22 protein-coding genes are annotated in these 24,477 nt (G+C 71.5%); 12 read left to right on the forward strand and 10 right to left on the reverse strand.

What is annotated here, in order from left to right; genetic code table 11:
- Positions 1-72: 72 nt before the first annotated feature.
- From ABT369_RS13670 to ABT369_RS13685, 4 genes are read right to left on the reverse strand one after another with little or no spacing between them, the layout of a single operon-like run.
- Complete coding sequence (locus tag ABT369_RS13670; protein ID WP_350612066.1) at positions 73-1,422, reverse strand: NAD(P)/FAD-dependent oxidoreductase; 1,350 nt, start codon at positions 1,420-1,422, stop codon at positions 73-75.
- Complete coding sequence (locus ABT369_RS13675; RefSeq protein WP_350612067.1) at positions 1,419-2,009, reverse strand: pyridoxamine 5'-phosphate oxidase family protein; 591 nt, start codon at positions 2,007-2,009, stop codon at positions 1,419-1,421. The genes ABT369_RS13670 and ABT369_RS13675 overlap by 4 nt, the downstream gene beginning before the upstream one ends.
- Positions 1,994-3,376, reverse strand: a complete 1,383-nt coding sequence (locus ABT369_RS13680; protein ID WP_502891742.1) for an aspartate aminotransferase family protein — start codon at positions 3,374-3,376, stop codon at positions 1,994-1,996. Before ABT369_RS13680 ends, ABT369_RS13675 begins: the two co-directional genes overlap by 16 nt.
- Positions 3,373-3,873 (reverse strand): Lrp/AsnC family transcriptional regulator, encoded by a 501-nt coding sequence (locus ABT369_RS13685; RefSeq protein ID WP_350612068.1) that lies wholly within the window; start codon positions 3,871-3,873, stop codon positions 3,373-3,375. Before ABT369_RS13685 ends, ABT369_RS13680 begins: the two co-directional genes overlap by 4 nt.
- A 247-nt stretch (positions 3,874-4,120) precedes the next feature.
- Between ABT369_RS13685 and ABT369_RS13690 the strand changes: the two genes are divergently transcribed.
- The 6 genes from ABT369_RS13690 to speB all read left to right on the forward strand — a co-directional run bounded on the left by ABT369_RS13690 (position 4,121) and on the right by speB (position 10,554).
- Entirely contained in the window at positions 4,121-5,317 is a 1,197-nt protein-coding gene (locus ABT369_RS13690) for a polyamine ABC transporter substrate-binding protein (RefSeq protein ID WP_350612069.1), read from the forward strand.
- Positions 5,318-5,320: 3 nt separating this feature from the next.
- Complete coding sequence (locus ABT369_RS13695; RefSeq protein WP_350612070.1) at positions 5,321-6,457, forward strand: ABC transporter ATP-binding protein; 1,137 nt, start codon at positions 5,321-5,323, stop codon at positions 6,455-6,457.
- A 174-nt stretch (positions 6,458-6,631) separates the two neighbouring features.
- The gene (locus tag ABT369_RS13700; protein ID WP_350612071.1) at positions 6,632-7,540 is read left to right on the forward strand and encodes an ABC transporter permease; all 909 of its coding nucleotides are present in this window, start codon (positions 6,632-6,634) and stop codon (positions 7,538-7,540) included.
- Positions 7,540-8,343 carry an ABC transporter permease gene (locus ABT369_RS13705; RefSeq protein WP_350612072.1) on the forward strand — a complete coding sequence of 268 codons (804 nt, stop codon included), beginning with the start codon at positions 7,540-7,542 and terminating at the stop codon, positions 8,341-8,343. The genes ABT369_RS13700 and ABT369_RS13705 overlap by 1 nt, the downstream gene beginning before the upstream one ends.
- A 6-nt stretch (positions 8,344-8,349) precedes the next feature.
- On the forward strand, positions 8,350-9,555 hold the full coding sequence (locus ABT369_RS13710; protein WP_350612073.1) for a saccharopine dehydrogenase family protein: 1,206 nt from the start codon (positions 8,350-8,352) through the stop codon (positions 9,553-9,555).
- An 18-nt stretch (positions 9,556-9,573) separates the two neighbouring features.
- Positions 9,574-10,554 carry an agmatinase gene (gene speB, locus ABT369_RS13715; RefSeq protein WP_350612074.1) on the forward strand — a complete coding sequence of 327 codons (981 nt, stop codon included), beginning with the start codon at positions 9,574-9,576 and terminating at the stop codon, positions 10,552-10,554.
- A 17-nt stretch (positions 10,555-10,571) separates the two neighbouring features.
- On the opposite strand, the gene ABT369_RS13720 is transcribed toward speB, so the two are convergent.
- From ABT369_RS13720 to ABT369_RS13740, 5 genes are read right to left on the reverse strand one after another with little or no spacing between them, the layout of a single operon-like run.
- Entirely contained in the window at positions 10,572-10,940 is a 369-nt protein-coding gene (locus ABT369_RS13720; RefSeq protein ID WP_350612075.1) for a DUF779 domain-containing protein, read from the reverse strand.
- A gap of 2 nt (positions 10,941-10,942) precedes the next feature.
- Positions 10,943-12,466, reverse strand: a complete 1,524-nt coding sequence (gene adh, locus ABT369_RS13725; protein WP_350612076.1) for an aldehyde dehydrogenase — start codon at positions 12,464-12,466, stop codon at positions 10,943-10,945.
- A gap of 9 nt (positions 12,467-12,475) precedes the next feature.
- Positions 12,476-13,729, reverse strand: a complete 1,254-nt coding sequence (locus tag ABT369_RS13730; RefSeq protein WP_350612077.1) for a GAF domain-containing protein — start codon at positions 13,727-13,729, stop codon at positions 12,476-12,478.
- 50 nt (positions 13,730-13,779) lie between these two features.
- Positions 13,780-15,102 carry a 4-aminobutyrate--2-oxoglutarate transaminase gene (gene gabT / locus ABT369_RS13735; protein WP_350612078.1) on the reverse strand — a complete coding sequence of 441 codons (1,323 nt, stop codon included), beginning with the start codon at positions 15,100-15,102 and terminating at the stop codon, positions 13,780-13,782.
- Positions 15,102-16,532 carry a gamma-aminobutyraldehyde dehydrogenase gene (locus ABT369_RS13740; RefSeq protein ID WP_350612079.1) on the reverse strand — a complete coding sequence of 477 codons (1,431 nt, stop codon included), beginning with the start codon at positions 16,530-16,532 and terminating at the stop codon, positions 15,102-15,104. The genes gabT and ABT369_RS13740 overlap by 1 nt, the downstream gene beginning before the upstream one ends.
- 97 nt (positions 16,533-16,629) lie before the next feature.
- On the opposite strand from ABT369_RS13740, the gene ABT369_RS13745 reads away from it, so the two are divergent.
- On the forward strand, positions 16,630-18,066 hold the full coding sequence (locus tag ABT369_RS13745) for an aldehyde dehydrogenase family protein (protein ID WP_350612080.1): 1,437 nt from the start codon (positions 16,630-16,632) through the stop codon (positions 18,064-18,066).
- A gap of 158 nt (positions 18,067-18,224) precedes the next feature.
- On the opposite strand, the gene ABT369_RS13750 is transcribed toward ABT369_RS13745, so the two are convergent.
- A complete protein-coding gene (locus tag ABT369_RS13750; RefSeq protein ID WP_350612081.1) occupies positions 18,225-19,205 on the reverse strand; it encodes a cation diffusion facilitator family transporter in 981 nt (326 codons plus the stop codon).
- Between the two features lie 126 nt (positions 19,206-19,331).
- On the opposite strand from ABT369_RS13750, the gene ABT369_RS13755 reads away from it, so the two are divergent.
- From ABT369_RS13755 to manA, 5 genes are read left to right on the forward strand one after another with little or no spacing between them, the layout of a single operon-like run.
- Positions 19,332-20,702: a phosphomannomutase/phosphoglucomutase gene (locus ABT369_RS13755; RefSeq protein WP_350612082.1), complete on the forward strand. Its 1,371-nt coding sequence runs from the start codon at positions 19,332-19,334 to the stop codon at positions 20,700-20,702.
- Between the two features lie 31 nt (positions 20,703-20,733).
- The gene (locus ABT369_RS13760) at positions 20,734-20,973 is read left to right on the forward strand and encodes a Trm112 family protein (protein WP_350612083.1); all 240 of its coding nucleotides are present in this window, start codon (positions 20,734-20,736) and stop codon (positions 20,971-20,973) included.
- Positions 20,970-22,178, forward strand: coding sequence for an SIS domain-containing protein (locus ABT369_RS13765; protein WP_350612084.1), 1,209 nt, complete (start codon positions 20,970-20,972; stop codon positions 22,176-22,178). The genes ABT369_RS13760 and ABT369_RS13765 overlap by 4 nt, the downstream gene beginning before the upstream one ends.
- On the forward strand, positions 22,175-23,143 hold the full coding sequence (locus tag ABT369_RS13770) for a cation diffusion facilitator family transporter (RefSeq protein ID WP_350612085.1): 969 nt from the start codon (positions 22,175-22,177) through the stop codon (positions 23,141-23,143). Before ABT369_RS13765 ends, ABT369_RS13770 begins: the two co-directional genes overlap by 4 nt.
- A gap of 2 nt (positions 23,144-23,145) precedes the next feature.
- A complete protein-coding gene (manA, locus tag ABT369_RS13775) occupies positions 23,146-24,294 on the forward strand; it encodes a mannose-6-phosphate isomerase, class I (protein ID WP_350612086.1) in 1,149 nt (382 codons plus the stop codon).
- Positions 24,295-24,477 lie beyond the last annotated feature (183 nt).

The following is a 24,477-nucleotide window of genomic DNA, read 5'->3' on the forward strand; positions in this document are numbered from 1 at the left end:
TTCTAAGAAAGAATGAGCCGGATGGATTGGGCTGATCGGCTCATTCGGCGGCGCGTGAATGGTGCGGAATGATCAGTTACCGAGCATTCGGGAGATCAATTCGGCCCGTTTCGCGGGGCGCCCGGTGCGGGCCTCGGCGGCGTCGGACGTCGTCATCAGGCGCAGGCTCGCGTTGATGCCCAGCCAGCGCAGGGGCTCCGGCTCCCAGTTCGGGGAGCGGTGGCCGACCCACGGCAGCCGGACCAGGTCGCTGCCGGCGCCGGTGATCAGGTCGGCCAGGGTGCGGCCGGCCAGGTTCGCGGTGCCGACGCCGTCGCCGACGTAGCCGCCGGCCCAGGCCAGCCCCGTCGCCGGGTCCAGGCCGACCGAGGCCATCCAGTCGCGGGCCACGCCCAGCGGACCGCCCCAGGTGCGGGCGACCGGCACCTCGTCGCCGATGAACGGGAACAGCGTGCGCAGCACGCGGGCCAGGTCGGCGAAGACGCGGGGCTCGTGGTCGAAGGCGGGGTCGATCGCCGAGCCGTAGTGGTAGGGGGCGCCGCGGCCGCCGAAGGCCAGGCGATCGTCGGCGGTGCGCTGGCCGTAGATGATCAGGTGGCGGCCGTCGGCGAACGTCTCGCGGGCGGCCAGCCCCGCCTCCGCCCAGAACGCCGGGGGCAGGGGGTCGGTGGCGATCATGAGGGAGTACAGCGGCGTGATGGCACGGCGGTGGCCAGGCAGGCGCGGCGTGAAGCCCTCCGTCGCCCGCACGACGATCGGCGCGCGGACGCGGCCGTGGGCGGTGGTGGCCACCCCGGGGTCGAGGCGCGTCACCGCGGAGCGCTCGTAGATGCGCACGCCGCGCCGCAGGCACGCCGCGGCCAGGCCGCGCACGAGCTTGGCGGGCTGGATCGCGGCGCAGTGCGGGGTGTAGGTGCCGCCCAGCACGTCGGTCGCGCCCGCGCGCGCCTTCGCCTCCGCGGCCGTGAGCAGGTGCAGCTCGATGCCGTAGCGCGCGGCCTCGGCGACCTCCGCGCGGGCCCGGGCGAGCTGCGCCGGGGAGCGGGCCAGCACCACGGTGCCGCCCTTGGCGTAGTCGCAGTCGATGCCCTCGGCCGCGGCGACCCGGCCGACCTCGTCCACGGCGGACTCCATCGCCGCGTTCAGCGCGAGGGCGGCCTCGCGGCCGAACGCCCGCTCCAGGTAGCCGACCGACTTGGGGAACAGGGCCGAGCACCAGCCGCCGTTGCGGCCGCTCGCCCCGAAGCCGGCGTGCTCGGCCTCCAGCACCGTGATGCGCAGCGAGGGATCGGCCACGGCGAGGTAGTACGCGGTCCACAGGCCCGTGTACCCGGCGCCGACAACGCACACGTCGGCCTCCTCGTCGCCGGCGAGGGGCGGGCGCGGGGGCTGTGGCGGCAGTACCGCCGTCCAGAAGCTCATGGCGCCTCGCCCGGCAGGAACGCACCGAGCTCGGTGCGGATGGGGATCACGCCGGTCGGCGGGTACCAGCCGGCGTCCTCGGGCGAGGTCTCGGGCCAGTCGTCGCTCACCTTCAGCGACCACTCGGCCAGCGGCAGCCGCAGCACGAGCGTCGCCGCGAGCTCCTTGCGGGACGGGGGCCGGATCATGTCCCACCGCCCGGGCGTGAGGTGCTCGCTGATCACCCGCAGCGCCGGCGCCTGATCCTCGACGACCGTGCACGAGCCGAGGACCATGGCGCAGCGGTACCGCATCGACGCCTCGAACGCGCTGCGCGCCAGGATCAGCCCGTCCAGCAGGGTGACCGTGAGGCAGCCCGGGGCGCCGCCCGCCAGCAGGCGGAACAGCCGGCTCCCGCTCGAACCGTGGAACAGCACCGAGTCCCCGTCGCGGCCGTACGCGACCGGAATCGCGTACGGCTGTCCATCGTGGACGAACGCCACGTGGGCGACCATCCCGGCGTCGAGCACGGCGTGCAGCGCGGAACGCTCACGGACCGCCTTGTCGGGCAGCCGGCGAATCCGCGTGCGCTCTACAGGCGGTTCCATGCCTCGGTGAGGACCGCGCGCAGCATCTGCTCCATCTCCGCGAACTGCTCCTCGCCGCAGATCAGCGGCGGCGCGAGCTGGATCACCGGGTCGCCGCGGTCGTCGGCGCGGCAGTACAGCCCCGCCTCGAAGAGCGCCTTGGACAGGAAGCCACGCAGGAGGGCCTCGGACTCGGCCTCGTTGAAGGTCTCCTTGGTCGTCTTGTCCTTGACCAGCTCGATGCCGAAGAAGTACCCGTCCCCGCGCACGTCGCCGACGATCGGCAGGTCGTGCAGGCGCTCGAGGTAGGAGCGGAACAGCGCCGAGTTCGCGCGCACGTGCTCGTTGAGGTTCTCGCGCTCGAAGATGTCGAGGTTGGCCAGCGCCACCGCGGACGCGACGGGGTGCCCGCCGTAGGTGATGCCGTGCGCGAACCAGTTCCGCCCGTGCAGGAACGGCTCGGCCAGCCGGTCGGACACCAGCATCGCCCCCAGCGGGATGTAGCCGCTGGTGAGGCCCTTCGCGCAGGTGATGATGTCGGGCTGGTAGCCGTAGCGGTCGGCCCCGAAGTACTCGCCGAGCCGCCCGAACGCGCAGATCACCTCGTCGGAGACGAGCAGCACGTCGTACCGGTCGCAGATCTCGCGGACCCGCTGGAAGTACCCGGGCGGGGGCGGGAAGCAGCCGCCCGCGTTCTGCACGGGCTCCAGGTAGACCGCGGCGACCGTGTCAGGCCCCTCGAACTCGATCATCTCGGCGATGCGGTCCGCGGCCCAGACGCCGAACTGCTCGGGCGTCATCGACTGGTCGGGCCGGCGGTAATAGTTGGTGTTGGGCACCCGGAAGGCGCCCGGCACCAGCGGCTCGAAGTCCTGCCGGAACGCCGGGACGCCGGTGATCGACAGCGCGCCCATCGAGGTGCCGTGGTAGGCGACGTACCGCGAGAGCACCTTCGTCTTCAGCGGCTTGCCGACCTTGCGGAAATAGGAGCGGGCGAGCTTCCAGGCGCTCTCGACCGCCTCGGAGCCGCCGGTGGTGAAGAACGCCCGGTTCAGGTCGCCCGGGGCCAGGCTGGTGAGCCGCTCGGCCAGCTCGATCGCCTTGGGGTGGGCGTAGGACCACAGCGGGAAGTACGCCAGCTCGGATGCCTGCTTGGCGGCGGCCTCGGCGAGCTCGTGGCGGCCGTGGCCGGTCTGCACCACGAAGAGCGCGGAGAGGCCGTCGAGGTAGCGGCGGCCGTGGCTGTCGTAGATGTAGGCGCCGTCGCCCCGCACGATGACCGGCACCGGGTTCTCGGCGTAGTCCGACAGGCGGGTGAAGTGCATCCACAGGTGATCGCGCGCCGCGTTGTCCAGCGCGGCGGCGTCGGGTTGCTGGTCGGTGGTCATCGGGTCCCCCACGCATAGGTTTGCTTGGCGAGCTTGAGGTAGACGAAGGTCTCCGTCGCGGTGACGCCGGGGATGCTCCGCACCGTGTCGTTGATGAGGTCGAGGAGATGCTCGTCGTCGGTGCAGACCAGCTCGACGAGCAGGTCGTAGCCGCCGGCGCAGATCACCACGTAGTCGATCTCCGGGACCCCCGCGAGCGCCTTGGCGACCGGGCGGAGATCCCCTTCGACCTTGACCCCGATCATCACCTGGCGGGCGAAGCCGAGCGTGAGGGGATCGGTGACGGCCACGATCTGCATGACGCCGGTGTCCAGCAGGCGTTGCACCCGCTGGCGCACGGCCGCCTCCGACAGCCCCACGACCTTCGCCAGGGCGGCGTAGGACATGCGGCCGTCGCGCTGCAGCTGCTCGATGATGCGCTTGTTCACGTCGTCGAGGGCGGGCTCGGTCACCTGTGGATTCTGACCCAGGATGCGGGCTTTGGCAACTGATTCCATGGCTGGCCAACGATCAATCTACGGAATCGTTAGGGTTGCCGACGGCCCGGAAAACGTTGCAGACTGTCCTCCCCGCGTTTCGGCGAGATGACGATCGTGACCCCAAGTTGACTTCATAGCGTTTTTCGTTGTGCGGCCCGATCGTGACAACGGAATCCCTTGTGAGTGATGGCACCCCGTGTCAGGATCAGTCGTCGGTCACCACCCCCAGTTCGGGTGATCGATATCGAGATCCGTAGGAGCCCCTGTGCGAAACCAAGCCGCCGGCCTCTCGCGCCGGACCCTGATTCGCAGTCTGCTGGCCAGCGGTGCCATCGTCGCGTCCGGCGGGACGCTGGCGGCGTGCGGCACGAAGCCCGCGAAGAAGAACGACGCGGAGAAGGCCGCCTGCATCGGCACCGACGCCTCGGCGACGGAGAAGAAGCTCAACTGGTCCAACTGGCCGCTCTACATCGACGTCGACGCCAACGACGACAAGAAGCGCCCGTCGCTGGACGCGTTCACGGCCAAGACCGGGATCGCGGTCAACTACACCGAGGACGTCAACGACAACAACGAGTTCTTCGGCAAGGTGCGCAACCAGCTCCAGGCGTGCCAGTCGATCGACCGCGACGTCATGGTGCTCACCGACTGGATGGCCTCGCGGGTGGTCAACCTGGGCTGGGTGCAGCCCTTCGACCCGGCGAAGACCCCCAACTTCACCGCGAACGTGATCAAGACGCTGCGCAACCGGCCGTGGGACAAGGACATGAAGTACGCCGCGCCGTGGCAGTCCGGCCTCACCGGCATCGCCTACAACGGTGCGGTGACCAAGGAGGTCCGCACCATCGACGAGCTGCTGACCCGCCCGGACCTCAAGGGCAAGGTCGCGGTGCTCACCGAGATGCGCGACACCGTCGGCCTGCTGCTGCTGTCGATGGGCAAGGACCCGGCCACGGTCAGCGACGCCGACTTCGACGCCGCGATCGAGAAGCTCAAGAAGGCGGTCGACTCCGGCCAGATCCGCAAGTTCACCGGCAACGACTACAAGGAGGACCTCGCCAAGGGCGACCTCGCGGCGTGCATCGCGTGGTCCGGCGACGTCATCCAGCTCGCCGCCGAGGAGGGCTCGAAGGTCGCGTTCGTCACGCCGGAGGAGGGTCTGATCATCTGGTCGGACAACATGCTCGTCCCGGCCCCGGCGACCCACAAGGCCAACGCCGAGCAGCTCATCGACTACTACTACGACCCCGCGGTGGCCGCCCAGGTGGCCGCGACGGTCAACTACATCTGCCCGGTCCAGGGCGCGCAGGAAGCGATGCAGAAGATCGACCCGGAGCTGGCCACCAACCCGCTGATCTTCCCGGACTCGGCGACGCTGGCCAAGACGCACTCGTTCAAGGCGCTCACCGAGGACGAGGACAAGAAGTACGCCGCCAAGTTCGAAGCCGTATCGGGGGCTTGATACATGACCGAACAGCCCAGCGGCGCCGATCTCCGCCTCACCGGTGTGACGAAGCGGTTCGGCACCTTCACCGCGGTCGACGACCTGACCCTCACCGTGCCCCGGGGTTCGTTCTTCGCGCTGCTGGGCGCGTCCGGCTGCGGCAAGACGACCACCCTGCGGATGATCGCGGGGCTCGAGGAGCCGACCGAGGGCCAGGTCCTGCTCGGCGACGCCGACGTCACCCGGCTGCGGCCCTACAAGCGGCCGGTCAACACGGTGTTTCAGAGCTACGCGCTGTTTCCGCACCTCAACATCGAGGACAACGTCGCGTTCGGCCTGCGCCGGCGCGGCATCCGCAAGTGCACCGACCAGGTGGAGGAGATGCTCCACCTGGTCGACCTCGACGGCTTCGGCAAGCGCCGCCCGGCCCAGCTCTCCGGCGGCCAGCAGCAGCGGGTGGCGCTCGCCCGGGCGCTGATCAACCGGCCCCAGGTGCTGCTGCTCGACGAGCCGCTCGGCGCGCTGGACCTGAAGCTGCGCCGGCAGATGCAGGTCGAGCTCAAGCGCATCCAGACCGAGGTCGGCATCACCTTCGTGCACGTCACGCACGACCAGGAGGAGGCCATGACGATGGCCGACACGGTCGCGGTGATGAACGCCGGGCGCATCGAGCAGCTCGGCGCGCCCGTGGAGATGTACGACTTCCCCGGCACCGCCTTCGTGGCCAACTTCCTGGGCCAGTCCAACCTGCTCGCCGCCGACGTGACCGGGCGCTCCGGCGACGACCTGCTGGTCGGGGCCTACGAGGGCCGCTACACGGTCCCGGCCGCCCGCGCCCGCGCCACCGAGGGCACGGTGTGGCTCGGCGTGCGGCCGGAGAAGATGCACCTGAGCACCGGGGAGGTGCCGGCCGGCCACCAGAGCGTCACCGGGCTCGTGACCGACTCCTCCTACATGGGGGTCAGCACGCAGTACCTCGTGCGCGCGCCCTGGGGCGACGAGCTGACCGTCTTCGTGCCCAACTCGGGCGTGGCCGCGCCGCTCGCCGTGGCCAGCGAGGTGACCGTGCACTGGCGCCCCGACCACGCGTTCCTCCTGCCCCGCCCGGCCGGCGAGACCCACGCGCCGGTGGTGGATGCCGAGGAAGTCGCGGCATGAGCGGTACGGAGCGAAGCGGAGTGGCCGCTCATCATAAGCTCGGGTCCTCCTCATGCCGGCGCCGGAGCGCAGCGGAGGTGTCGGCATGAGTGGTACGGAGCGAAGCGGAGTGGCCGCTCATCATAAGCTCGGGTCCTCCTCATGCCGGCGCCGGAGCGAAGCGGAGGTGTCGGCATGAGCGCCCTGGGGCAACTCGGGGCTGGAGCTGGCACTGGTGCGCCGGTCAAGCTCGAACAACCCAAGAAGAAGTGGCTGCCGTACCTGCTGCTGCTCCCCGGCGGCCTGTGGCTGATCCTGTTCTTCGCGGTGCCGTGCATCCAGCTCTTCGCGACCAGCCTCTACGACCCGAGCGGGTCGCTGGAGGACGGATACGCGATGACCTGGCAGTTCAGCAACTACTCCGACGCCATCGCCGAATATCTGCCCCAGTTCGGCCGCTCGCTGTGGTACGCGCTGCTGACCACCGCGTTCTCCCTGCTGCTGGGCTACCCGCTGGCCTACGCGATCGCGCTCAAGGCCGGCCGCTGGAAGAACGTGCTGCTCATCTGCGTCATCGCGCCGTTCTTCACCAGCTTCCTGATCCGCACGCTGGCCTGGAAGGTCATCCTGTCCGACAACGGCACGGTCGTGTCGGTGCTCAACGCGCTGCACGTCCCGCTGCCCGACGGCCGGCTGCTGGCCACCACGCCGGCGGTGATCGCGGGGCTGGTCTACAACTTCCTGCCGTTCATGGTGCTGCCGCTCTACGCCAGCCTGGAGAAGCTCGACCCGCGGCTCATCGAGGCGGCCGGCGACCTCTACGCCCGCCCGGTCGCGCGCTTCACGCGGGTCGTGCTGCCGCTGTCGATGCCCGGCGTCGTGGCGGGCACGCTGCTGACGTTCATCCCGGCGGCCGGCGACTACATCAACGCGCAGCTGCTGGGGACCAACCGGCAGTACATGATCGGCAATGTCATCCAGTCCAAGTTCCTCAAGGTCGGCGACTACCCGGCCGCGGCCGCGCTGTCGTTCACCCTGATGGCGGCGATCCTCGTGCTGGTCTTCGTCTACGTCAAGCGCGCCGGAACGGACGAGGTGCTCTGATGCTCCACCGCCTGCGCAGGTTCCTCGCCGATCACTGGGTCCTCGCGATCGGGCTGATCGTCCTGCTGTACCTCTTCGTGCCGATCGCCGTCGTGGCCGCGATGTCGTTCCGGGACGCCCGCGCCAACGCCCCCTACACGCTGGACAACTACAAGTTCACGCTGGATCACTGGAAGCACCCCTTCGGCGTGGCCGGCATCGGCGACGCCTTCTGGCTCAGCATCGGCGTCGCGCTGCTGGCCACCGTCGGCGCGACGGTGCTGGGCACGCTGATGTCCTTCGCCCTGGCCCGGCACAGCTTCCGCGGCCGCGGCGCGACCAACACGCTGATCTTCCTGCCCATGGCGACGCCGGAGATCGTGATGGGCTCGTCGCTGCTGGCGCTCTTCGTCGCCTCGGGCGTGCCGCTGGGCTTCTGGACCGTCGTCATTGCCCACGTGCTGTTCTGCCTGTCGTTCGTGGTCGTCACGGTCAAGGCGCGCCTGGCCGGGCTCGACCCGCGGCTGCAGGAGGCGGCCATGGACCTCTACGCCGACGAGCGGCAGACGTTCCTGCGCGTGACCCTGCCGCTGGTGATGCCCGGCATCGTCGCGGCCGCCCTGCTGTCGTTCTCGCTGTCCTTCGACGACTTCATCGTCACCAACTTCAACTCCGGGACCGTCGTGACGTTCCCGATGTTCGTCTGGGGGGCCTCGCAGCGCGGCATTCCCGCCCAGATCAACGTCATCGGCACCGCGATGTTCCTGATCTCGTTCCTGATCGTCCTGATCGGCCAGTTGCCGCGCCTGCGCCGGAAGGCCTAGGAGCACATGCGATTACTGATCGTCGGCGCCGGTGGCGTCGGCACCGCCGCGGTGCGCATCGCCGCCCGCCGTCCCTTCTTCGAACACTGCGTCGTGACCGACTACGACGCCGCCCGGGCCGAGGCCGCGGTGTCCTCGGTGGACGATCCCCGGTTCGCCGCGGCCGTCCTCGACGCCTCCTCCGCCGCCGCGGTCGCGCAGCTGTGCCGGAGCCTGCGCATCACGCACGTGCTCAACGCCGTCGACCCCCGCTTCGTGGTCCCGGTCTTCACCGGGGCCCTGGAGGCCCGCGCGCACTACGTCGACATGGCGATGTCGCTGTCCCAGCCGCATCCGGAGCGGCCCTACGAGAAGGTCGGCGTGCTGCTCGGCGCCGCGCAGTTCGCGGTCGAGGACCAGTGGCAGGCGGCCGACCGGCTGGCGCTCGTGGGCATGGGCGTCGAGCCCGGGCTGTCCGACGTCTTCGCCCGCTACGCCGCCGACGTGCTCTTCGCCGAGGTGCACGACATCGGCATCCGCGACGGCTCGGACCTGGTGGTGGACGGCTACGAGTTCGCCCCCTCGTTCTCGATCTGGACGACGATCGAGGAGTGCCTCAACCCGCCGCTCATCTATGAGAAGAACCGCGGGGTGTACGTCACGAGGCCCTTCTCCGAGCCCGAGATCTTCGACTTCCCGGCCGGCATCGGCCCGATCGAGTGCGTGAACGTGGAGCACGAGGAGGTGCTGCTCATCCCGCGCTGGATCGACGTGCGGCGGGTCACCTTCAAATACGGCCTGGGCGACGAGTTCATCCGGGTGCTCAAGACCATCCACAAGCTCGGGCTCGACTCGACGAGGAAGGTGATGGTCGGCGGCGTCCCGGTGTCCCCGCGCGACGTGGTGGCCGCGGTCCTGCCCGACCCGGCGAAGCTCGGCGAGCGGATGCACGGCCGCACCTGCGCCGGCACCTACGTCACCGGGCTCGGGCGCGACGGGCGGCCGCGGGCCACCTACCTGTACCACGTCGTCGACAACGCGTGGACCATGCGCGAGTACGGCTGCCAGGCCGTCGTGTGGCAGACCGCGGTCAACGCGGTGGTCGGCCTCGAACTGCTCGCGGCCGGCACGTGGACGGGCACGGGCGTGCTCGGCCCCGAGGCCTTCCCGCCGCGACCGTTCCTCGATCTGCTCGCCGAGCACGGGGTGCCGTGGAGTATGCAGGAGCTATGAAGGAGTCATGATCGAGCCATGAACCAGTTCGGTCCGGACTTCACGTTCCTCGGGGTGCCGCGCTGCGACCTGGCCGCGCTGCCCGAGGCCGACGTGGTGATCATCGGCGCGCCCTATGACGGCGGCACCTCCCACCGGCCCGGCACCCGCTTCGGCCCGCAGGCCATCCGCCAGGCCTGCTACCTGCCCCACGACGGCTCCCGGCCCTCGCTCGCCATGCGGGTCGACGCGCTCAAGGATCTGAGGGTCTTCGACGCCGGGGACGTCCACATGTACGCCCCGGACTCCACGGCCGCGCTCAAGACGCTGGAGGACGCCGTCTTCGCGGTCGCCGACTCGGGCGCGATCCCGGTCGTGCTCGGGGGCGATCACACCATCGCGTGGCCCGACGCGACCGGCGTGGCCCGCAAGCTCGGCTACGGCCGCGTCTCGATGGTCCACTTCGACGCCCACGCCGACACCGGCGACGTCGAGATGGGCTCGCTCGTCGGCCACGGGCAGCCGATGCGCCGCCTGATCGAGTCCGGCGCCCTGCGCGGCGACCGGTTCCTGCAGCTGGGCCTGCGCGGCTACTGGCCCGGACCGGAGACGCTGGACTGGATGGCCGGTCGGGGCCTGCGCTCCTACGAGATGACCGAGATCGTCGCCCGCGGCCTGGACGAGTGCCTGACCGAGGCCTTCACCATCGCCACCGACGAGTGCGACGGCGTCTTCCTCTCGGTCGACGTGGACGTGGTCGATCCCGGCATGGCCCCGGGGACGGGAACCCCGGAGCCGGGCGGCCTGACCTCCCGGCAGCTGCTGGACGCGGTCCGCCGGTGCTGCTACGAACTGCCGATCGTCGGCATGGACGTGGTCGAGGTTTCGCCGCCCTACGACCACGCCGAGATCACGGCGTACCTGGCCAACCGCGTGGTCCTGGAGACCCTGTCCGCGATCGCCCGGCGCCGGCGCGGAGACCCGTGGGACCCGCGCCGGCCGCTACTCGAGGGCCGCTGACTACTCGGGGCCGCTGACTACTCGAGGGCCGCTAACTCCTCCGGGGTCAGCAGCCGGGACCTGATCAGGAAGCGGACGCCCTCCGGAGCCTCCAGCGAGAAGCCGGAGCCGCGCCCGGGCACCACGTCCACCGTGAGGTGGGTGTGCCGCCAGAGCTCGAACTGCGACTTCGACATCCAGAACGTCACCGGCTCGTCGACGCCGTCCACGGCCAGCGACGCGAGGAGCACGTCGGAGGAGCCGGTGCGGAACTCGCCCTCCGGGTAGCACATCGGCGAGCTGCCGTCGCAGCAGCCGCCGGACTGGTGGAACATCAGGGGTCCGTGCGTGCCCCGCAGCGACCGGATCAGGTCGGCCGCCGCGGGGGTCACCGCCACTCGCTCCATCTCTAGAAGAACCCGAGCTTGTTCGGGCTGTAGCTGACGAGCAGGTTCTTGGTCTGCTGGTAGTGCTCGAGCATCATCTTGTGGTTCTCGCGGCCGATGCCGGACTGCTTGTAGCCGCCGAACGCCGCGTGCGCCGGGTAGGCGTGGTAGCAGTTGGTCCAGACCCGGCCGGCCTGGATCGCCCGGCCCGCGCGGTAGGCGGTGTTCGTGTCGCGGGTCCACACGCCGGCGCCGAGGCCGTAGAGGGTGTCGTTGGCGATCTTGACGGCGTCGGCGAAGTCGGAGAACGAGGTCACCGAGACCACCGGGCCGAAGATCTCCTCCTGGAAGATGCGCATCGCGTTGTCGCCCTCGAAGACCGTGGGCTGCACGTAGTACCCGCCGGAGAGCTCCCCGCCGAGGTCCGCGCGCTCGCCGCCGATGCGGACCTTCGCGCCCTCCTGCCGGCCGATGTCGAGGTAGGAGAGGATCTTCTCGAGCTGGTCGTTGGAGGCCTGCGCGCCGATCATCGTGTCGGTGTCGAGCGGGTGGCCCTGCTTGATCGCCCGGACGCGCTCGGTCGCGGCGTCCATGAACGTGCCGTAGTGGCCCTGCTGGATGAGCGCGCGGGACGGGCAGGTGCACACCTCGCCCTGGTTGAGCGCGAACATCGCGAAGCCCTCGAGCGCCTTGTCGAAGAAGGCGTCGTCGGCGGCGGAGACGTCGTCGAAGAAGATGTTGGGGCTCTTGCCGCCGAGCTCCAGGGTCACCGGCTTGATGTTCTCGCTGGCGTACTGCATGATCAGCCGCCCGGTCGTGGTCTCGCCCGTGAACGCGACCTTGGCGACCCGCGGGCTGCTGGCCAGCGGCTTGCCGGCCTCAACGCCGAAGCCGTTGACGATGTTGACCACGCCCGGCGGGAGCAGGTCGGCGATGAGGCCCATGAGCACGTGGATGGAGGCGGGGGTCTGCTCGGCCGGCTTGAGCACGACCGCGTTGCCGGCGGCGAGGGCGGGGGCGAGCTTCCAGGTGGCCATGAGCAGCGGGAAGTTCCACGGGATGATCTGCGCGACCACGCCCAGGGGCTCGTGGAAGTGGTACGCCACGGTGTCGTCGTCGAGCTCGCCGAGGCTGCCCTCCTGGGCGCGGATGGCGCCGGCGAAGTACCGGAAGTGGTCGACGGCCAGCGGCAGGTCGGCGGCGAGCGTCTCCCGGATCGGCTTGCCGTTCTCCCAGGTCTCGGCGACGGCGAGGGTCTCGAGGTTGGCCTCGATCCGGTCGGCGATCTTGTTGAGGATGTTGGCGCGGTCGGCCACCGAGGTGCGGCCCCACGCGTCGGCCGCGCCGTGCGCGGCGTCGAGGGCGGCTTCCACGTCCTCGGCTGTGCCCCGCGCGATCTCGGTGAAGGCCTGGCCGGTCACCGGGGTCGGGTTCTCGAAGTACTGGCCGCGGGCGGGCTTGACGTAGTCGCCGCCGATCCAGTGGTCGTAGCGGGACTCGAAGTTGACCAGGGATCCGTCCTGGCCCGGGGCTGCGTAGCGAGTCATGCCCAGAAGCTAGTTACGGCTACGTTGCAACAACGTTGCGTACTCCTCCGACAGGCACGCGACCCGCTCCAGGGCAAGGGCCTGGCGGGGCGAGCCGGGCGGCAGGGCGGCGGCGAGGGCCTCCCACATCCACAGGTCCTCGGCGCCCCAGGCGGCCGCGGTCCAGGCCGCGAGCATCGCCGGGTCGCCGCTGGCCCGGACCCCGGCGCGCAGCTGGCCCTCGATGAGCCGGCGCAGCCGCACGATGCCGGGCGCCTCGGAGAGGGGCAGCAGCGGGCCGGGGTAGGCCCGCAGGGCACCCTTCACGTCCCCGGCCGCGAGGCACCCGGCGATCTCGGCGAAGTCGGAGGCGACCGCGTCGCGCAGCCGGTAGGGGCGCGACAGCAGCAGCGGACCGAGCACGTGACGCAGCCGCGACAGCTCCGCGCGCAGGGTGACCGGGTTGACGCACTCATCGCCGTAGAGCTCCAGGGCGAGCTGGTCGCCGGTGAGCCCCTCGGGATGGGCGCACAGCAGGGCGACGATCTCGCTGTGCCGCCGGCTCAGCCGCTGCGCGTGCAGCACGCCCTCGTCGCGGCCGAGCGCGGTGAACGTGGGGCCGGACGGCGCGAGGGTGGCCAGGTGCGCCTCGGCCGCGCGGGCGGTGGCGACGACCAGCGCCAGCGAGTGCGGGCTGGCCAGGTGGTCGCCGCCCGTCACGTCGATCGCGCCCAGCAGGCGGCCGGTGCGCGGGTCGTGGATCGGCGCGGCGGAGCAGGTGAACCGCTGGACGCGGCGGCTGAAGTGCTCGGTGGCGAAGATCTGCACGGCGTGGTCGACGGCGACCGCGGTGCCGGGCGCATTGGTGCCGGCGTGGGCCTCGTCCCACTGCGCCCCGGCGACGAAGTTCATGCCCTCGGCCCGCCGCAGCACGGTCTTGTGCCCCTCGACCCACAGCAGCCGGCCGTGGGCGTCGCAGACCGCCATCAGGTGATCGCCGTCCTCGGCGAAGCTGCCCAGCAGGTCCCGGAAGAGCGGCAGCGCGTGCCGGAGCGGATGGTCGCGCCGGTAGTCCTCGAGCTCGTCGTCGCTGAGGTCGACGGGGGCGGTGGCATCCGGGTCCAGCCGGGCGGCCGCGCTGCGCCGCCACGAGTCGGCCACGACGCCGCGCACCTGCGTCCCGACCCGGCCGCCGCCCAGGAACGCGTCCCGGGCGCGGCCGACCTGGCCGCTCCGCTTGCGGGGGTTGGCCCCCGTGGGCAGGGCGAGCCAGGGATTGTTCATGCCTCATAGTGACCCGGGTCACCCCCGATCGCCAAGGGGCGAACGGCTTTCTACAGTGCCGTTTCCAGCAGGTCGAGCGCGCGTTCGAGGGTCGGGTCGTCCATCACGAGCGGGGGAAGGAAACGGATCACGTTGCCGTAGGTGCCGCAGGTGAGCAGGAGCAGCCCGGCCTCGTGGGCCAGGCGCTGGATGTCGGCCGTCTTGGCCGCGTCCGGGGTCGCGCCCAGCGGCGCGCCCTTCGCCCAGCCCCGTTCGGCGGTGAGCTCGCCCGGCGCGGCGGACTCGGGCACCACGATCTCCAGGGCCAGCATCGCGCCCCGGCCGCGGACGTCGCCGATGAACGGGAAGCGGGTCTGCAGGTCGCGCAGGCGGGGCAGCATGACGGACTCGATCCGCCGGGCGGCCGCGGCCAGGTCGAGCTCCCGCATGGTCTCGATCGAGGCGAGCGCGGCCGCGCAGGCCACCGGGTTGCCGCCGTAGGTGCCGCCGAGGCCGCCCGGGTGCACGGCGTCCATGAGCTCGGCCCGCCCGGTCACCCCGGCCAGGGGCAGGCCGCCGGCAATGCCCTTCGCGGTGGTGACCAGGTCCGGTTCCAGCCGCTCGTGGGTGCTGGCGAACCAGTCCCCGGTGCGGCAGAAGCCGGTCTGGATCTCGTCGGCGACGAACAGCGCCCCGTTCGCCTTCGCCCAGGTGGCCAGGGACGGCAGGAAGCCCGGCGCGGGCACCACGAAGCCGCCCTCGCCCTGGATCGGCTCGATCAGCACCGCGGCCACCTGGTCGGCGCCCACCTGCTTCTCGATCATGCCGATGGCCAGCGCGGCGGCGTCCGGGCCGGCGAGGCCGTCGCGGAACGGGTAGGACATCGGCACCCGGTAGATCTCGCCGGCGAACGGGCCGAAGCCGCGCTTGTAGGGCATGTCCTTGGCGGTGAGCGCCATGGTGAGGTTGGTCCGGCCGTGGTACGCGTGGTCGAACACGACGACGGCCCGGCGCCCGGTGGCGTGCCGGGCGATCTTCACCGCGTTCTCGACCGCCTCGGCGCCCGAGTTGAACAGGGCCGAGCGCTTCTCGAACGTGCCCGGGGTGAGCGCGTTGAGCTGCTCGCAGACGGCGACGTAGCCCTCGTACGGCGCGATCATGAAGCAGGTGTGCGTGAACCGCTCCGCCTGCCGCCGAACCGCCTCGACCACCCGCGGGTTCGCGTTGCCGACGTTCGTGACCGCGATGCCGGCCGCGAGGTCGATCCACTCCCGCCCGTCGACGTCCGTGAGGGTGCCGCCGGAGGCGTGGTCGACGTACGAACCGATCATGCTGCTGACCCCGCGCGCGACGGCGGCGGAGCGGCGCTTGCGCAGATCCTCGGAGGACGTCATCACAGCTCGATGTTGTGCATGACGTGCTTGATCCGGGTGTAGTCCTCGAGGCCGTACATGGAGAGGTCCTTACCGTATCCGGACTGTTTGAACCCGCCGTGCGGCATTTCGGCGACGATCGGGATGTGCGCGTTGACCCAGACGCAGCCGAAGTCGAGCCGCCGGGTCATGCGCATCGCGCGGCCGTGGTCGCGGGTCCAGACCGAGGACGACAGGCCGTACTCCACCCCGTTGGCCCAGCGCACCGCCTCGTCCTCGTCGGTGAAGCGCTGCACGGTGATGACCGGCCCGAACACCTCGTCCTGGATGATCTCGTCGTCCTGGCGCAGGCCGGAGACGACGGTGGGGGAGTAGAAGTAGCCCTTGTCGCCGACCCGGGCCCCGCCGGTGTCGAGCCGGGCGTGATCGGGCAGCCGGTCGATGAAGCCGCCGACCCGGGCGAGCTGGTTGGCGTTGTTCAGCGGGCCGTAGAGGATGTCCTCGTCGTCCGGGGCGCCGGTCTTCGTCCCGGCCGCCTGCTCGGCGAGCGCGGCCACGAAGTCGTCGTAGATGCCCGGCCCGGCCAGCACGCGGGTGGCCGCGGTGCAGTCCTGGCCCGCGTTGAAGTAGCCGGCGACCGCGATCGCCTCGGCGGCGGCGGCCAGGTCGGCGTCGTCGAAGACCACGACCGGGGCCTTGCCGCCCAGCTCCAGGTGGGTGCGCTTGAGTGACGGGGCGGCCCCGGCGGCCACCTCGCGCCCGGCCCGGACCGAGCCGGTGATGGAGACGAAGTTCGGGGTCGGGTGGGCGACCAGGGCGCGGCCGGTGTCCCGGTCGCCCGTGATCACGTTGAGCACGCCCGGCGGCAGGAACTCGGCGGCCAGCTCGGCCAGCAGCAGCGACGAGACGGGCGTGGTGTCGGACGGCTTCAGCACGACCGTGTTGCCCGCGGCCAGCGCCGGGGCGATCTTCCACACCGCCATCATCAGCGGGTAGTTCCACGGGGTGACCTGGGCACAGACGCCGATCGGCTCGCGCCGCACGTAGCTGGTGTGGCCCTTCATGTACTCGCCGGCCGACTTGCCCTCGAGGACCCGGGCGGCGCCGGCGAAGAACCGGATCTGGTCGATCGACGGCGGCAGCTCCTCGCTGGCGGTCATCCCGCGCGGCTTGCCGGTGTTGCGCACCTCGGCGTCGATGATCTCCGACGCCCGGTCCTCCATCGCGTCGGCGAGCTTGAGCAGGGCCCGCTGCCGCTCCGAGGGCGTGGCGTCGCGCCAGGTCTCGAAGGCCTTCGCCGCGGCCCCCACGGCGCGGTCGACGTCCTCGGCGCTGGAGACCGGCGCGGAGGCGAACACCTCGCCGGTGGACGGGTCGATCAGGTCGGAGTATCGGCCGTCGGCGGGGTCGGTGTAGGCGCCGTCGACGAAGTTCTGCAGCTGCTTGGTCATGTCCGCTCCCTTGAGTGCCCGGCACGGACATCTTTCCATCGAATCCGTCGCACACAAGCCCTCGGGCAACCGTTTCCGTTGGAGTTAGGGTGGAATCGTGACCCCGTTCTTCATTGCCGGGCGCCCGGCAACCAGCGACGACGCCGTCGAGATCCGCCATCCCTACGACGGGCGTCAGGTCGGCACCACCTCCAACGCGACCCCCGAGCAGGTGGAGGCGGCGGTCGCCGCCGCGGCCGCCGTCGCCGCCGAGGCCGCGGCCCTGCCCGCGAGCGCCCGGGCCGCCGCCCTCGACCACGTCAGCGCCCGGCTCAGGGAGCGCGCCGACGAGGTCGCCCGGCTCATCACCGCCGAGAACGGCAAGCCGATGAAGTGGTCGCGGGGCGAGGTCGCCCGCGCGGTGTCGACGTTCCGCTGGGCCGCCGAGGAGGCCCGCCGGTTCTCCGGCTCGCTGCAGCGCCTCGACACCGACCCGGCCGCGACCGGCCGCATCGCCCTGGTCAAGCGGGTGCCGCGGGGTCCGGTGCTGGGCATCTCCCCGTTCAACTTCCCGCTCAACCTGGTCGCCCACAAGGTCGCCCCGGCCCTGGCCGTCGGCGCGCCGATCGTGCTCAAGCCGGCCCCGGCGACCCCGCTCAGCGCGCTGCTGCTCGGCGAGATCCTGGCCGAAGCTTCCGACAGGACCGACCTGCCCGCGGGGATGTGGTCGATCGTGCCGATCCCGAACGACCGCGCGTCCGCCCTGGTCGCCGACCCGCGACTGCCCGTCGTGTCGTTCACCGGTTCGGGCCCGGTCGGCTGGCAGATCCGCGACGCCGTGCCGCGCAAGCACGTCACCCTCGAACTCGGCGGCAACGCGGCCGTGGTGGTGTGCGAGGACTGGGACGACCTGGACTGGGCGGCGACCCGGATCGCCACCTTCTCCAACTATCAGGCCGGGCAGAGCTGCATCGCGGTCCAGCGGGTGTACGTCCACGAGCGCCACCACGACGCGCTGGCCGAGAAGCTGGTGGCCGCGGTCGAGGCCCAGGTGACCGGCGACCCGGCCGCCGACGAGACCGACGTCGGCCCGCTCATCAGCGAGTCCGCGGCCCGCCGGGTCGAGGAGTGGGTCGGCGAGGCGGTCGCGGCCGGGGCCAAGGTGCTCACCGGTGGCACCCGCGACGGCGCCGCCTACGCCCCGACCGTCATCGCGCACGCGCCGGCCGACGCCAAGGTCAGCGCCGAGGAGGTCTTCGGCCCGGTGCTGGTGCTCGAGCGCGTCGCCTCCGACGCCGACGGGTTCGCGGCGGTCAACGCCTCGCCCTACGGGCTGCAGGCCGGCGTGTTCACCCGGCGGCTGGACCGGGCCTTCGAGGCCCACCGGGTGCTCGACGTCGGCGGGGTGATCGTGGGCGACGTGCCCAGCTACCGGGCCGACCAGATGCCCTACGGCGGGTCCAAGGCCAGCGGGGTCGGGCGCGAGGGCCTGGCCAGCGCGATGGCCGACTACACCGAGGAGCGCGTCATGGTCCTCACCGGACTCCAGCTGTAGTCACTCCCAGGCCTCGCGCGGCTCCTTCGACGAGGAGCCCGGCGGACGTTCGGCGGTCTCGTACAACTTCGGGTCGAACACGTCGGGCTCCAAGCTGTGCCTCCAAAAGCGGCGGGGGAGCTTCGCTCCACCCGCACCCCCTCAAAATCCGCGCCCGGTCATTCCCACGCCTCACGGTGCTCGGTCGCGGAGGAGCCGGGCGGGCGCTCGGCGGTCTCGAAGAGCTTGGCGTCGAACACGTCCGGCTCCAGAAAAATGAAGCACTCGTAGCTCAGGGCGTCGCGGACCTGCTTCTCGGCGCGGTTGATCGCCTGGGCCACGTGCGCCATCGTCTCGCTGGCCCGCACCGCCACCTTGGCCGCGATCAGCAGCTGGTCGGGGCCGAGGTGCATGGTGCGCAGATGGATCACGCGTTCGATCAGCGGCTCCCGCTCGATCGCCGCCTCGATCGCCAGCAGGGTGCCGTTGTCGGCCGACTCGCCGATGAGCAGGCTGCGCATCCGCTGCGACAGGGTGATCGAGATGACCACGAGCAGCGCGCCGATGGCCAGCGTGCCGGCCGCGTCCCAGCGCCCGTCGCCGGTGACCACCGCGAGGGTGATGCCGACGAAGGCGAAGGTGAGGCCGGTCAGCGCGCCGAAGTCCTCGGCGAGCACGACCGGCAGCTCGGGGGAGCGGGTGGTCCGGATGAACCGCAGCCAGGGCGCCCCGCGGCGGGACGGCTCGGCCTCGTGCACCGCGGTGCGCAGCGAGAACGACTCCAGCCCGACCGAGATGCCCAGCACCACGAACGCCCAGATCGGGTCCTCGACCGGCTCCGGGTGGTGCAGCTTCTGCCAGCCCTCGAAGAGCGCGAAGACGCCGCCGACGAGGAAGATCACCAGGGTGACGAGGAAGCCGTAGAAGTATCGGAACCGAGCGTAACCGAACGGGTGCAGCTGGCTGGCCCGCTGCTGGGCGCGCCGGCCGCCGATGAGCAGCAGGACCTGGTTGGCGGTGTCGGCCACCGAGTGCACCGCCTCCGCGAGCAGCGACGACGAGCCGGTGAACAGGAACGCGACGAACTTGCTCAGCGCGATGCCGAGGTTCGCGGACAGGGCCGCGACGATCGCCCGCAGGGAGTTGCCTTCCTCCGCCATGTGCTCATCCTGCACCACATGCTTTCCCGGATCTCACATGCGCAACTTAGGACTGACACGTGCACGGAACGCAACCGCACTAGGCTCCGTCGTAGGAACAGCGACCACGACTAGGGGTGCGAGACTGTGATCGACCTGAGCCGGATCGTCAAGGCCTACGACGTGCGGGGGACGGTGCCCGACCAGCTCAACGAGCCGGTGGCGGAGGCACTCGGGCGGGCGTTCGTCCAGACGCTGCGCAGCCGCGGGGAGTTCGCCGAGAAGATCGTGACCGCGCACGACATGCGGGCGTCGGGCCCGGCGCTGGCGACGGCGTTCGCCAACGGTGCGCGCGCCGAGGGCGCCGACGTGCTGGAGGCCGGCCTGGGCTCCACCGATCTGCTGTACTACGCCTCGGGCGTGCTCGACCTGCCCGGCGCCATGTTCACCGCGAGCCACAATCCCGCGCAGTACAACGGGATCAAGCTGTGCAAGCAGGGCGCCAAGCCGGTCGGGCAGGACACCGGCCTGACCGAGATCCGCGAGCGCGCGCAGCAGATCCTCGACAGCGGGGCCCGGGTCCCTGAGGGTGAGCTCAAGGGCGGCCTGGAGCAGTACAGCCTCCTGGAGCGGTACGCCACCCACCTGCTCAAGCTCGTGGACCTCTCCGACATCCGGCCGCTGACGGTCGTGGTCGACGCCGGCAACGGCATGGGCGGCTACACCGTGCCGGCCGTGCTCGGCTCGGGCCTGCCACTGACGATCATCCCGCTGTACTTCGAGCTCGACGGCACCTTCCCGAACCACGAGGCCAACCCGCTGGAGCCGGCCAACCTGGTCGATCTGCAGGCCAAGGTCCGCGCGACCGGCGCCGACATCGGCCTGGCCTTCGACGGCGACGCCGACCGCTGCTTCGTGGTCGACGAGCGGGGCGAGGCCGTCTCCCCGTCGGTGATCACGGCGATGGTGGCGGTCCGCGAGCTGGCCAAGGACCCGGGCGCGACGATCATCCACAACCTCATCACCTCGAAGGTGGTGCCCGAGATCGTCCGCGAGCACGGCGGCGAGCCGGTGCGCACCCGGGTCGGGCACTCGTTCATCAAGGCCGAGATGGCCCGCACCGGCGCGGTCTTCGGCGGTGAGCACTCGGCGCACTACTACTTCCGCGACTTCTGGGGCGCCGACACCGGCATGCTCGCCGCCCTGCACACGCTGGCCCTGCTCGGCGGCCAGCCCGCCCCGCTGTCGGCGCTGGCCAAGGACTACGAGCGCTACGCGGCCTCGGGCGAGATCAACTCGACGGTCCCCGACACCGCCGCGAAGATGGCCGAGGTCGAGCAGGCGTTCCCGGTGGAGATCGACCGGCTCGACGGGATCACCCTCAGCTTCCCCGACGGCAGCTGGGCCAACGTGCGCCCGTCCAACACGGAGCCGCTTCTGCGGCTTAACGTTGAGGCGCCGACCGCCGAGCGGATGGCGGCGCTGCGCGATGAGATGCTGGCCGTCATCCGCCGCTGAGTCGTACGCCGCTGAGAAGGAGTTGGAACGCGTGTCCGTGGACCCCGCCCTGCTGTCGATCCTGCGCTGCCCCGACGAGCACCACGCCGAGCTCACCCTCGACGCCGATGCGCAGACGCTGACCTGCACCGAATGCGGGCGGATCTTCGAGATCCGCGATGGCATCCCGGTGCTCCTGCTCGACGAGGCGCGCCAGCCCTCTGCCGATGGTGCGGTTGAGAACGGCACCGGCGGGGAATCCGCCAAGACCGAAGAGGGTGGTGCGGCATGAATCCACTGGAAGGCACTGCGGGGGTCCGCGGGCATCGCGAGATCGACCTGGCGCTGCTGGACAACGCCGAGGCGCTGGAGAAGAACGACCCGGGCGGCATGCTGCGGGCGACCGCGTCGGCCGGCGCCCAGGTGCGGGAGTCGGCGGCGCTGGCCGCCGAGACCGACCTGAGCGCGCTGGCCGACGAGGGCCGCCCGCGGGCCGTGGTCGTCGCGGGCGTCGGCACGGCCGCGCGCACCGGCGACATCCTCGAGACCGTCGCCGGGCCGCGCTGCCCGGTGCCGGTCCTGGCCCACCGCAGCGCGGGCATCCCCGGCTGGGTCGGCGCGGCCGACGTGGTCATCGCCGTCTCGGCGTCCGGCCGCTCCCCGGAGGCGCTCGCCGCCGCCGAGGCCGCCGGTCGCCGCGGGGCCCGGCTCGTGGCCATCGGCGCGCCCGACACCCAGCTGCACGCCCTGGCCGACCGCTTCCGCGCGCCGTTCATTCCGGTGCCGCGGCGGGCGCCGGCCCGGGCCAGCCTCTGGGGCCTGACCGTCCCGGTGCTGCTCGCCGCGCGCCAGCTCGGCCTGGTCAAGGTCACCGAGGCCGACTTCGCCGAGACCGCCGCGCGGCTGGACGCCGACGCCGAGCGGTGCCGCACGGCGATGGAGACGTTCGTGAACCCGGGCAAGAGCCTGGCCCTGGACCTGGCCCACTCGGTGCCGATCGTCTGGGGCTCCTCGCCGCTGGCCACCGTGGCGGCCCGCCGCTTCGGCGACACGCTGTCGGCCAACGCCCGCTACCCCGCAGTCGTCGGCGCGCTCGGCGAGGCGGGCCGGGGCCGGGTCGGCCTGCTCGACGGCGTCTACGGCGGCCTGGCCGAGGCCGACCGGGACATCTTCGCCGACCCGGACGAGGACGCCGACAACCCGGCCACCCGGCTGCGGCTGGTGCTGCTGCGCGACGGCGGGCTGGCCGGCGAGGACGAGGACGACGGCGAGCCGGTCGCGGTCGAGGAGCGCCGGGCCGAGGCCGTGCAGGAGCTGGCCGAGCGCCGGGGGGTGCGGGTGAGCCTGATCACCGCCGAGGGTGGCTCCGCTCTGGAACGATTGGCGTCGCTCGTCGCCGTGCCGGACTTCACCTCGATCTACCTGGGTCTGGCGCATGGCTTCGACCCCATGGCCGTCCCTGCTGTGTCGGAAATGAAGGATCTGGTGAGTCCGTGAGTACTGAGGGTGGGACTAAAGCGATCTTGGCGGCGCTGGCCGCGAACCTCGGCATTGCCGTCACCAAGTTCGTCGCGTTCTTCCTGACCGGGTCGTCGTCGATGCTGGCCGAGGCCATCCACTCGGTGGCCGACTCCGGCAACCAGGGCCTGCTGCTGCTCGGCGGCAAGCAGGCCTCGAAGCGGGCCACCGCGCGCCACCCGTTCGGCTACGGCCGCGAGCGGTACATCTACGCCTTCATCGTCGCCGTCGTGCTGTTCTTCGTCGGCGGCGTCTTCGCCATCTACGAGGCCTGGCACAAGATCTCCCACCCGGAGCCGATCGAGTCCTGGCAGTGGGTGCCGGTGGCGGTCCTCCTCGCCGCGATCGTCATGGAGGGCCTGTCCTTCCGCACCGCGATCGGCGAGACGAAGAAGATCAAGGGCAAGGCGACCTGGGTGCAGTTCATCCGGCGGGCCAAGGAGCCGGAGCTGCCGGTCATCCTGCTCGAGGACTTCGCGGCCCTGCTCGGCCTGGTGCTCGCGCTCTTCGGCGTCGGGCTGACCCTGATCACCGGCAACGGCATCTGGGACGGCATCGGCACCGCGGCCATCGGCGTGCTGCTCATCGCGGTCGCGGCCGTGCTCGCGGTCGAGATGAAGAGCCTGCTCGTCGGCGAGTCGGCCACGCCGGACCAGGTCGCCGCGATCGAGCAGGCGATCGTCGACGGCCCGGAGGTCGAGCGCGTGATCCACATGCGCACCGTGCACCTGGGCCCGGACGAGCTGCTGGTCGCGGCGAAGATCGCGGTCCGGCACAACGAGACGGCCGACGAGATCGCCCGCGGCATCGACGCCGCCGAGGCCCGCATCCGGGCCGCGGTGCCGATCGCCCGCGTGATCTACCTGGAGCCCGACATCTACCGCGCCGCCAAGGCGGGCGAGGCCGACCAGAACACCGTCCCGACCAGCGCGGAGGCGCACTGACCGTGGAACTGCTCGACAGCCCGATCCGCAAGTACGCCTGGGGCTCACGCACCGCGATCGCCACGTTGCAGGGCCGGCCCACGCCGACCCCGGACCCCGAGGCCGAGCTGTGGATGGGGGCCCACCCGGCCAGCCCGTCGCGGCTCGCGGTGAGCGGCGCCTCGCTGGTCGACGCGATCGCCGCCGACCCGCGGACGCTGCTCGGCGCGGCCAACGTCGAGCGCTTCGGCACCCGGCTGCCGTTCCTGCTCAAGGTGCTCGCGGCCGCCCAGCCGCTGTCGCTGCAGGCGCACCCGACGCTGGAGCAGGCCCGGGCGGCGCACGGGGCCGGGCACCAGTCCTACGTCGACGCCTGGCACAAGCCGGAGATGCTGGTCGCGTTGACCGACTTCGACGCGCTGTGCGGCTTCCGCGACCCGGCGGCGGCCGCGGCCGACCTCGCCGCGCTCGGCGTGGCGCGGCTCAAGCCGACGATCGACGCGCTGAGCCAGGCCGACCCGGCCGCGGCCCTGCACGACGCGGTCCAGGGCCTGCTCGGGCATCCGGACGCGGACCTCGTCGGCGAGGTCGTGGCCGCGTGCGCGCCGCGGGCGGCCGAGAAGCCGGCCTACGACCTGGTCACCGGGCTGGCCGAGCAGTATCCGGGCGACAGCGGGGTCATCGTGGCCACGCTGCTCAACCGGATCCGGCTGCGCCCGGCCGAGGCGGTCTGGATGCCGGCCGGGAACCTGCACGCCTACCTGCGCGGCGTCGGCGTCGAGATCATGGCCGCCTCGGACAACGTGCTGCGCGGCGGCCTGACCCCGAAGCACGTGGACGTCGAGGAACTGCTGCGGGTGCTGCGCTTCGAGGTGCTCGATGAGCCCGTCACCCACGCGGAGGACCTGGGCGGCGGTCTGTGGGCCTACCCGGTGCCCGTGCCCGACTTCGCGCTGCACCGAGCGGTGCTCAGCGCCGACCGGTCGGCGGTGCGGCTGCCGGGCTCGGGACCGCGGATCGTGTTGTGCACCCGGGGCTCCGTCCGGGTCGACGACGGGGCGGTCCCGGTGACGCTGAGCCCCGGCCAGGCGGCGTTCGCGCCGGCGAGCCGGCCGGAGCTCGCGCTCAGCGGGTCCGGCGAGGCCTTCCAGGCGGCGACGCCCCTGTCCTGAGTTCACCCACACGGGCAGACTCGCGCGAAGCGCGGGCTGCTGAACCGGCCGCGTCGCGATCCTCGCGGCGCGGCCGGTCTCGTTACCAATCCAAGGTGCCCGAATTCGGAGCATTTGCTTGACATTTGAGTTGCACAGAGTAGTGTCATAGCTACGCAGGGTTTGAGACGGCGCTCCAAGCCA

This window comes from Dactylosporangium sp. NPDC000244 (assembly GCF_040300725.1).
Taxonomy (GTDB): Bacteria; Actinomycetota; Actinomycetes; order Mycobacteriales; family Micromonosporaceae; genus Dactylosporangium.

Coding starts and splice junctions, on each gene's coding strand:
- ABT369_RS13695 (WP_350612070.1), top strand. CDS start 5,321: ATGACCGAACAGCCCAGCGGCGCCGATCTCCGCCTCACCGGTGTGACG.
- ABT369_RS13720 (WP_350612075.1), bottom strand. CDS start 10,940: ATGGAGCGAGTGGCGGTGACCCCCGCGGCGGCCGACCTGATCCGGTCG.
- ABT369_RS13680 (WP_502891742.1), bottom strand. CDS start 3,376: ATGACCACCGACCAGCAACCCGACGCCGCCGCGCTGGACAACGCGGCG.
- ABT369_RS13675 (WP_350612067.1), bottom strand. CDS start 2,009: ATGGAACCGCCTGTAGAGCGCACGCGGATTCGCCGGCTGCCCGACAAG.
- ABT369_RS13710 (WP_350612073.1), top strand. CDS start 8,350: ATGCGATTACTGATCGTCGGCGCCGGTGGCGTCGGCACCGCCGCGGTG.
- speB (WP_350612074.1), top strand. CDS start 9,574: ATGAACCAGTTCGGTCCGGACTTCACGTTCCTCGGGGTGCCGCGCTGC.
- ABT369_RS13700 (WP_350612071.1), top strand. CDS start 6,632: ATGAGCGCCCTGGGGCAACTCGGGGCTGGAGCTGGCACTGGTGCGCCG.
- ABT369_RS13705 (WP_350612072.1), top strand. CDS start 7,540: ATGCTCCACCGCCTGCGCAGGTTCCTCGCCGATCACTGGGTCCTCGCG.
- ABT369_RS13670 (WP_350612066.1), bottom strand. CDS start 1,422: ATGAGCTTCTGGACGGCGGTACTGCCGCCACAGCCCCCGCGCCCGCCC.
- ABT369_RS13740 (WP_350612079.1), bottom strand. CDS start 16,532: ATGACCAAGCAGCTGCAGAACTTCGTCGACGGCGCCTACACCGACCCC.
- ABT369_RS13765 (WP_350612084.1), top strand. CDS start 20,970: ATGAATCCACTGGAAGGCACTGCGGGGGTCCGCGGGCATCGCGAGATC.
- adh (WP_350612076.1), bottom strand. CDS start 12,466: ATGACTCGCTACGCAGCCCCGGGCCAGGACGGATCCCTGGTCAACTTC.
- ABT369_RS13685 (WP_350612068.1), bottom strand. CDS start 3,873: ATGGAATCAGTTGCCAAAGCCCGCATCCTGGGTCAGAATCCACAGGTG.
- gabT (WP_350612078.1), bottom strand. CDS start 15,102: ATGACGTCCTCCGAGGATCTGCGCAAGCGCCGCTCCGCCGCCGTCGCG.
- ABT369_RS13730 (WP_350612077.1), bottom strand. CDS start 13,729: ATGAACAATCCCTGGCTCGCCCTGCCCACGGGGGCCAACCCCCGCAAG.
- ABT369_RS13750 (WP_350612081.1), bottom strand. CDS start 19,205: ATGGCGGAGGAAGGCAACTCCCTGCGGGCGATCGTCGCGGCCCTGTCC.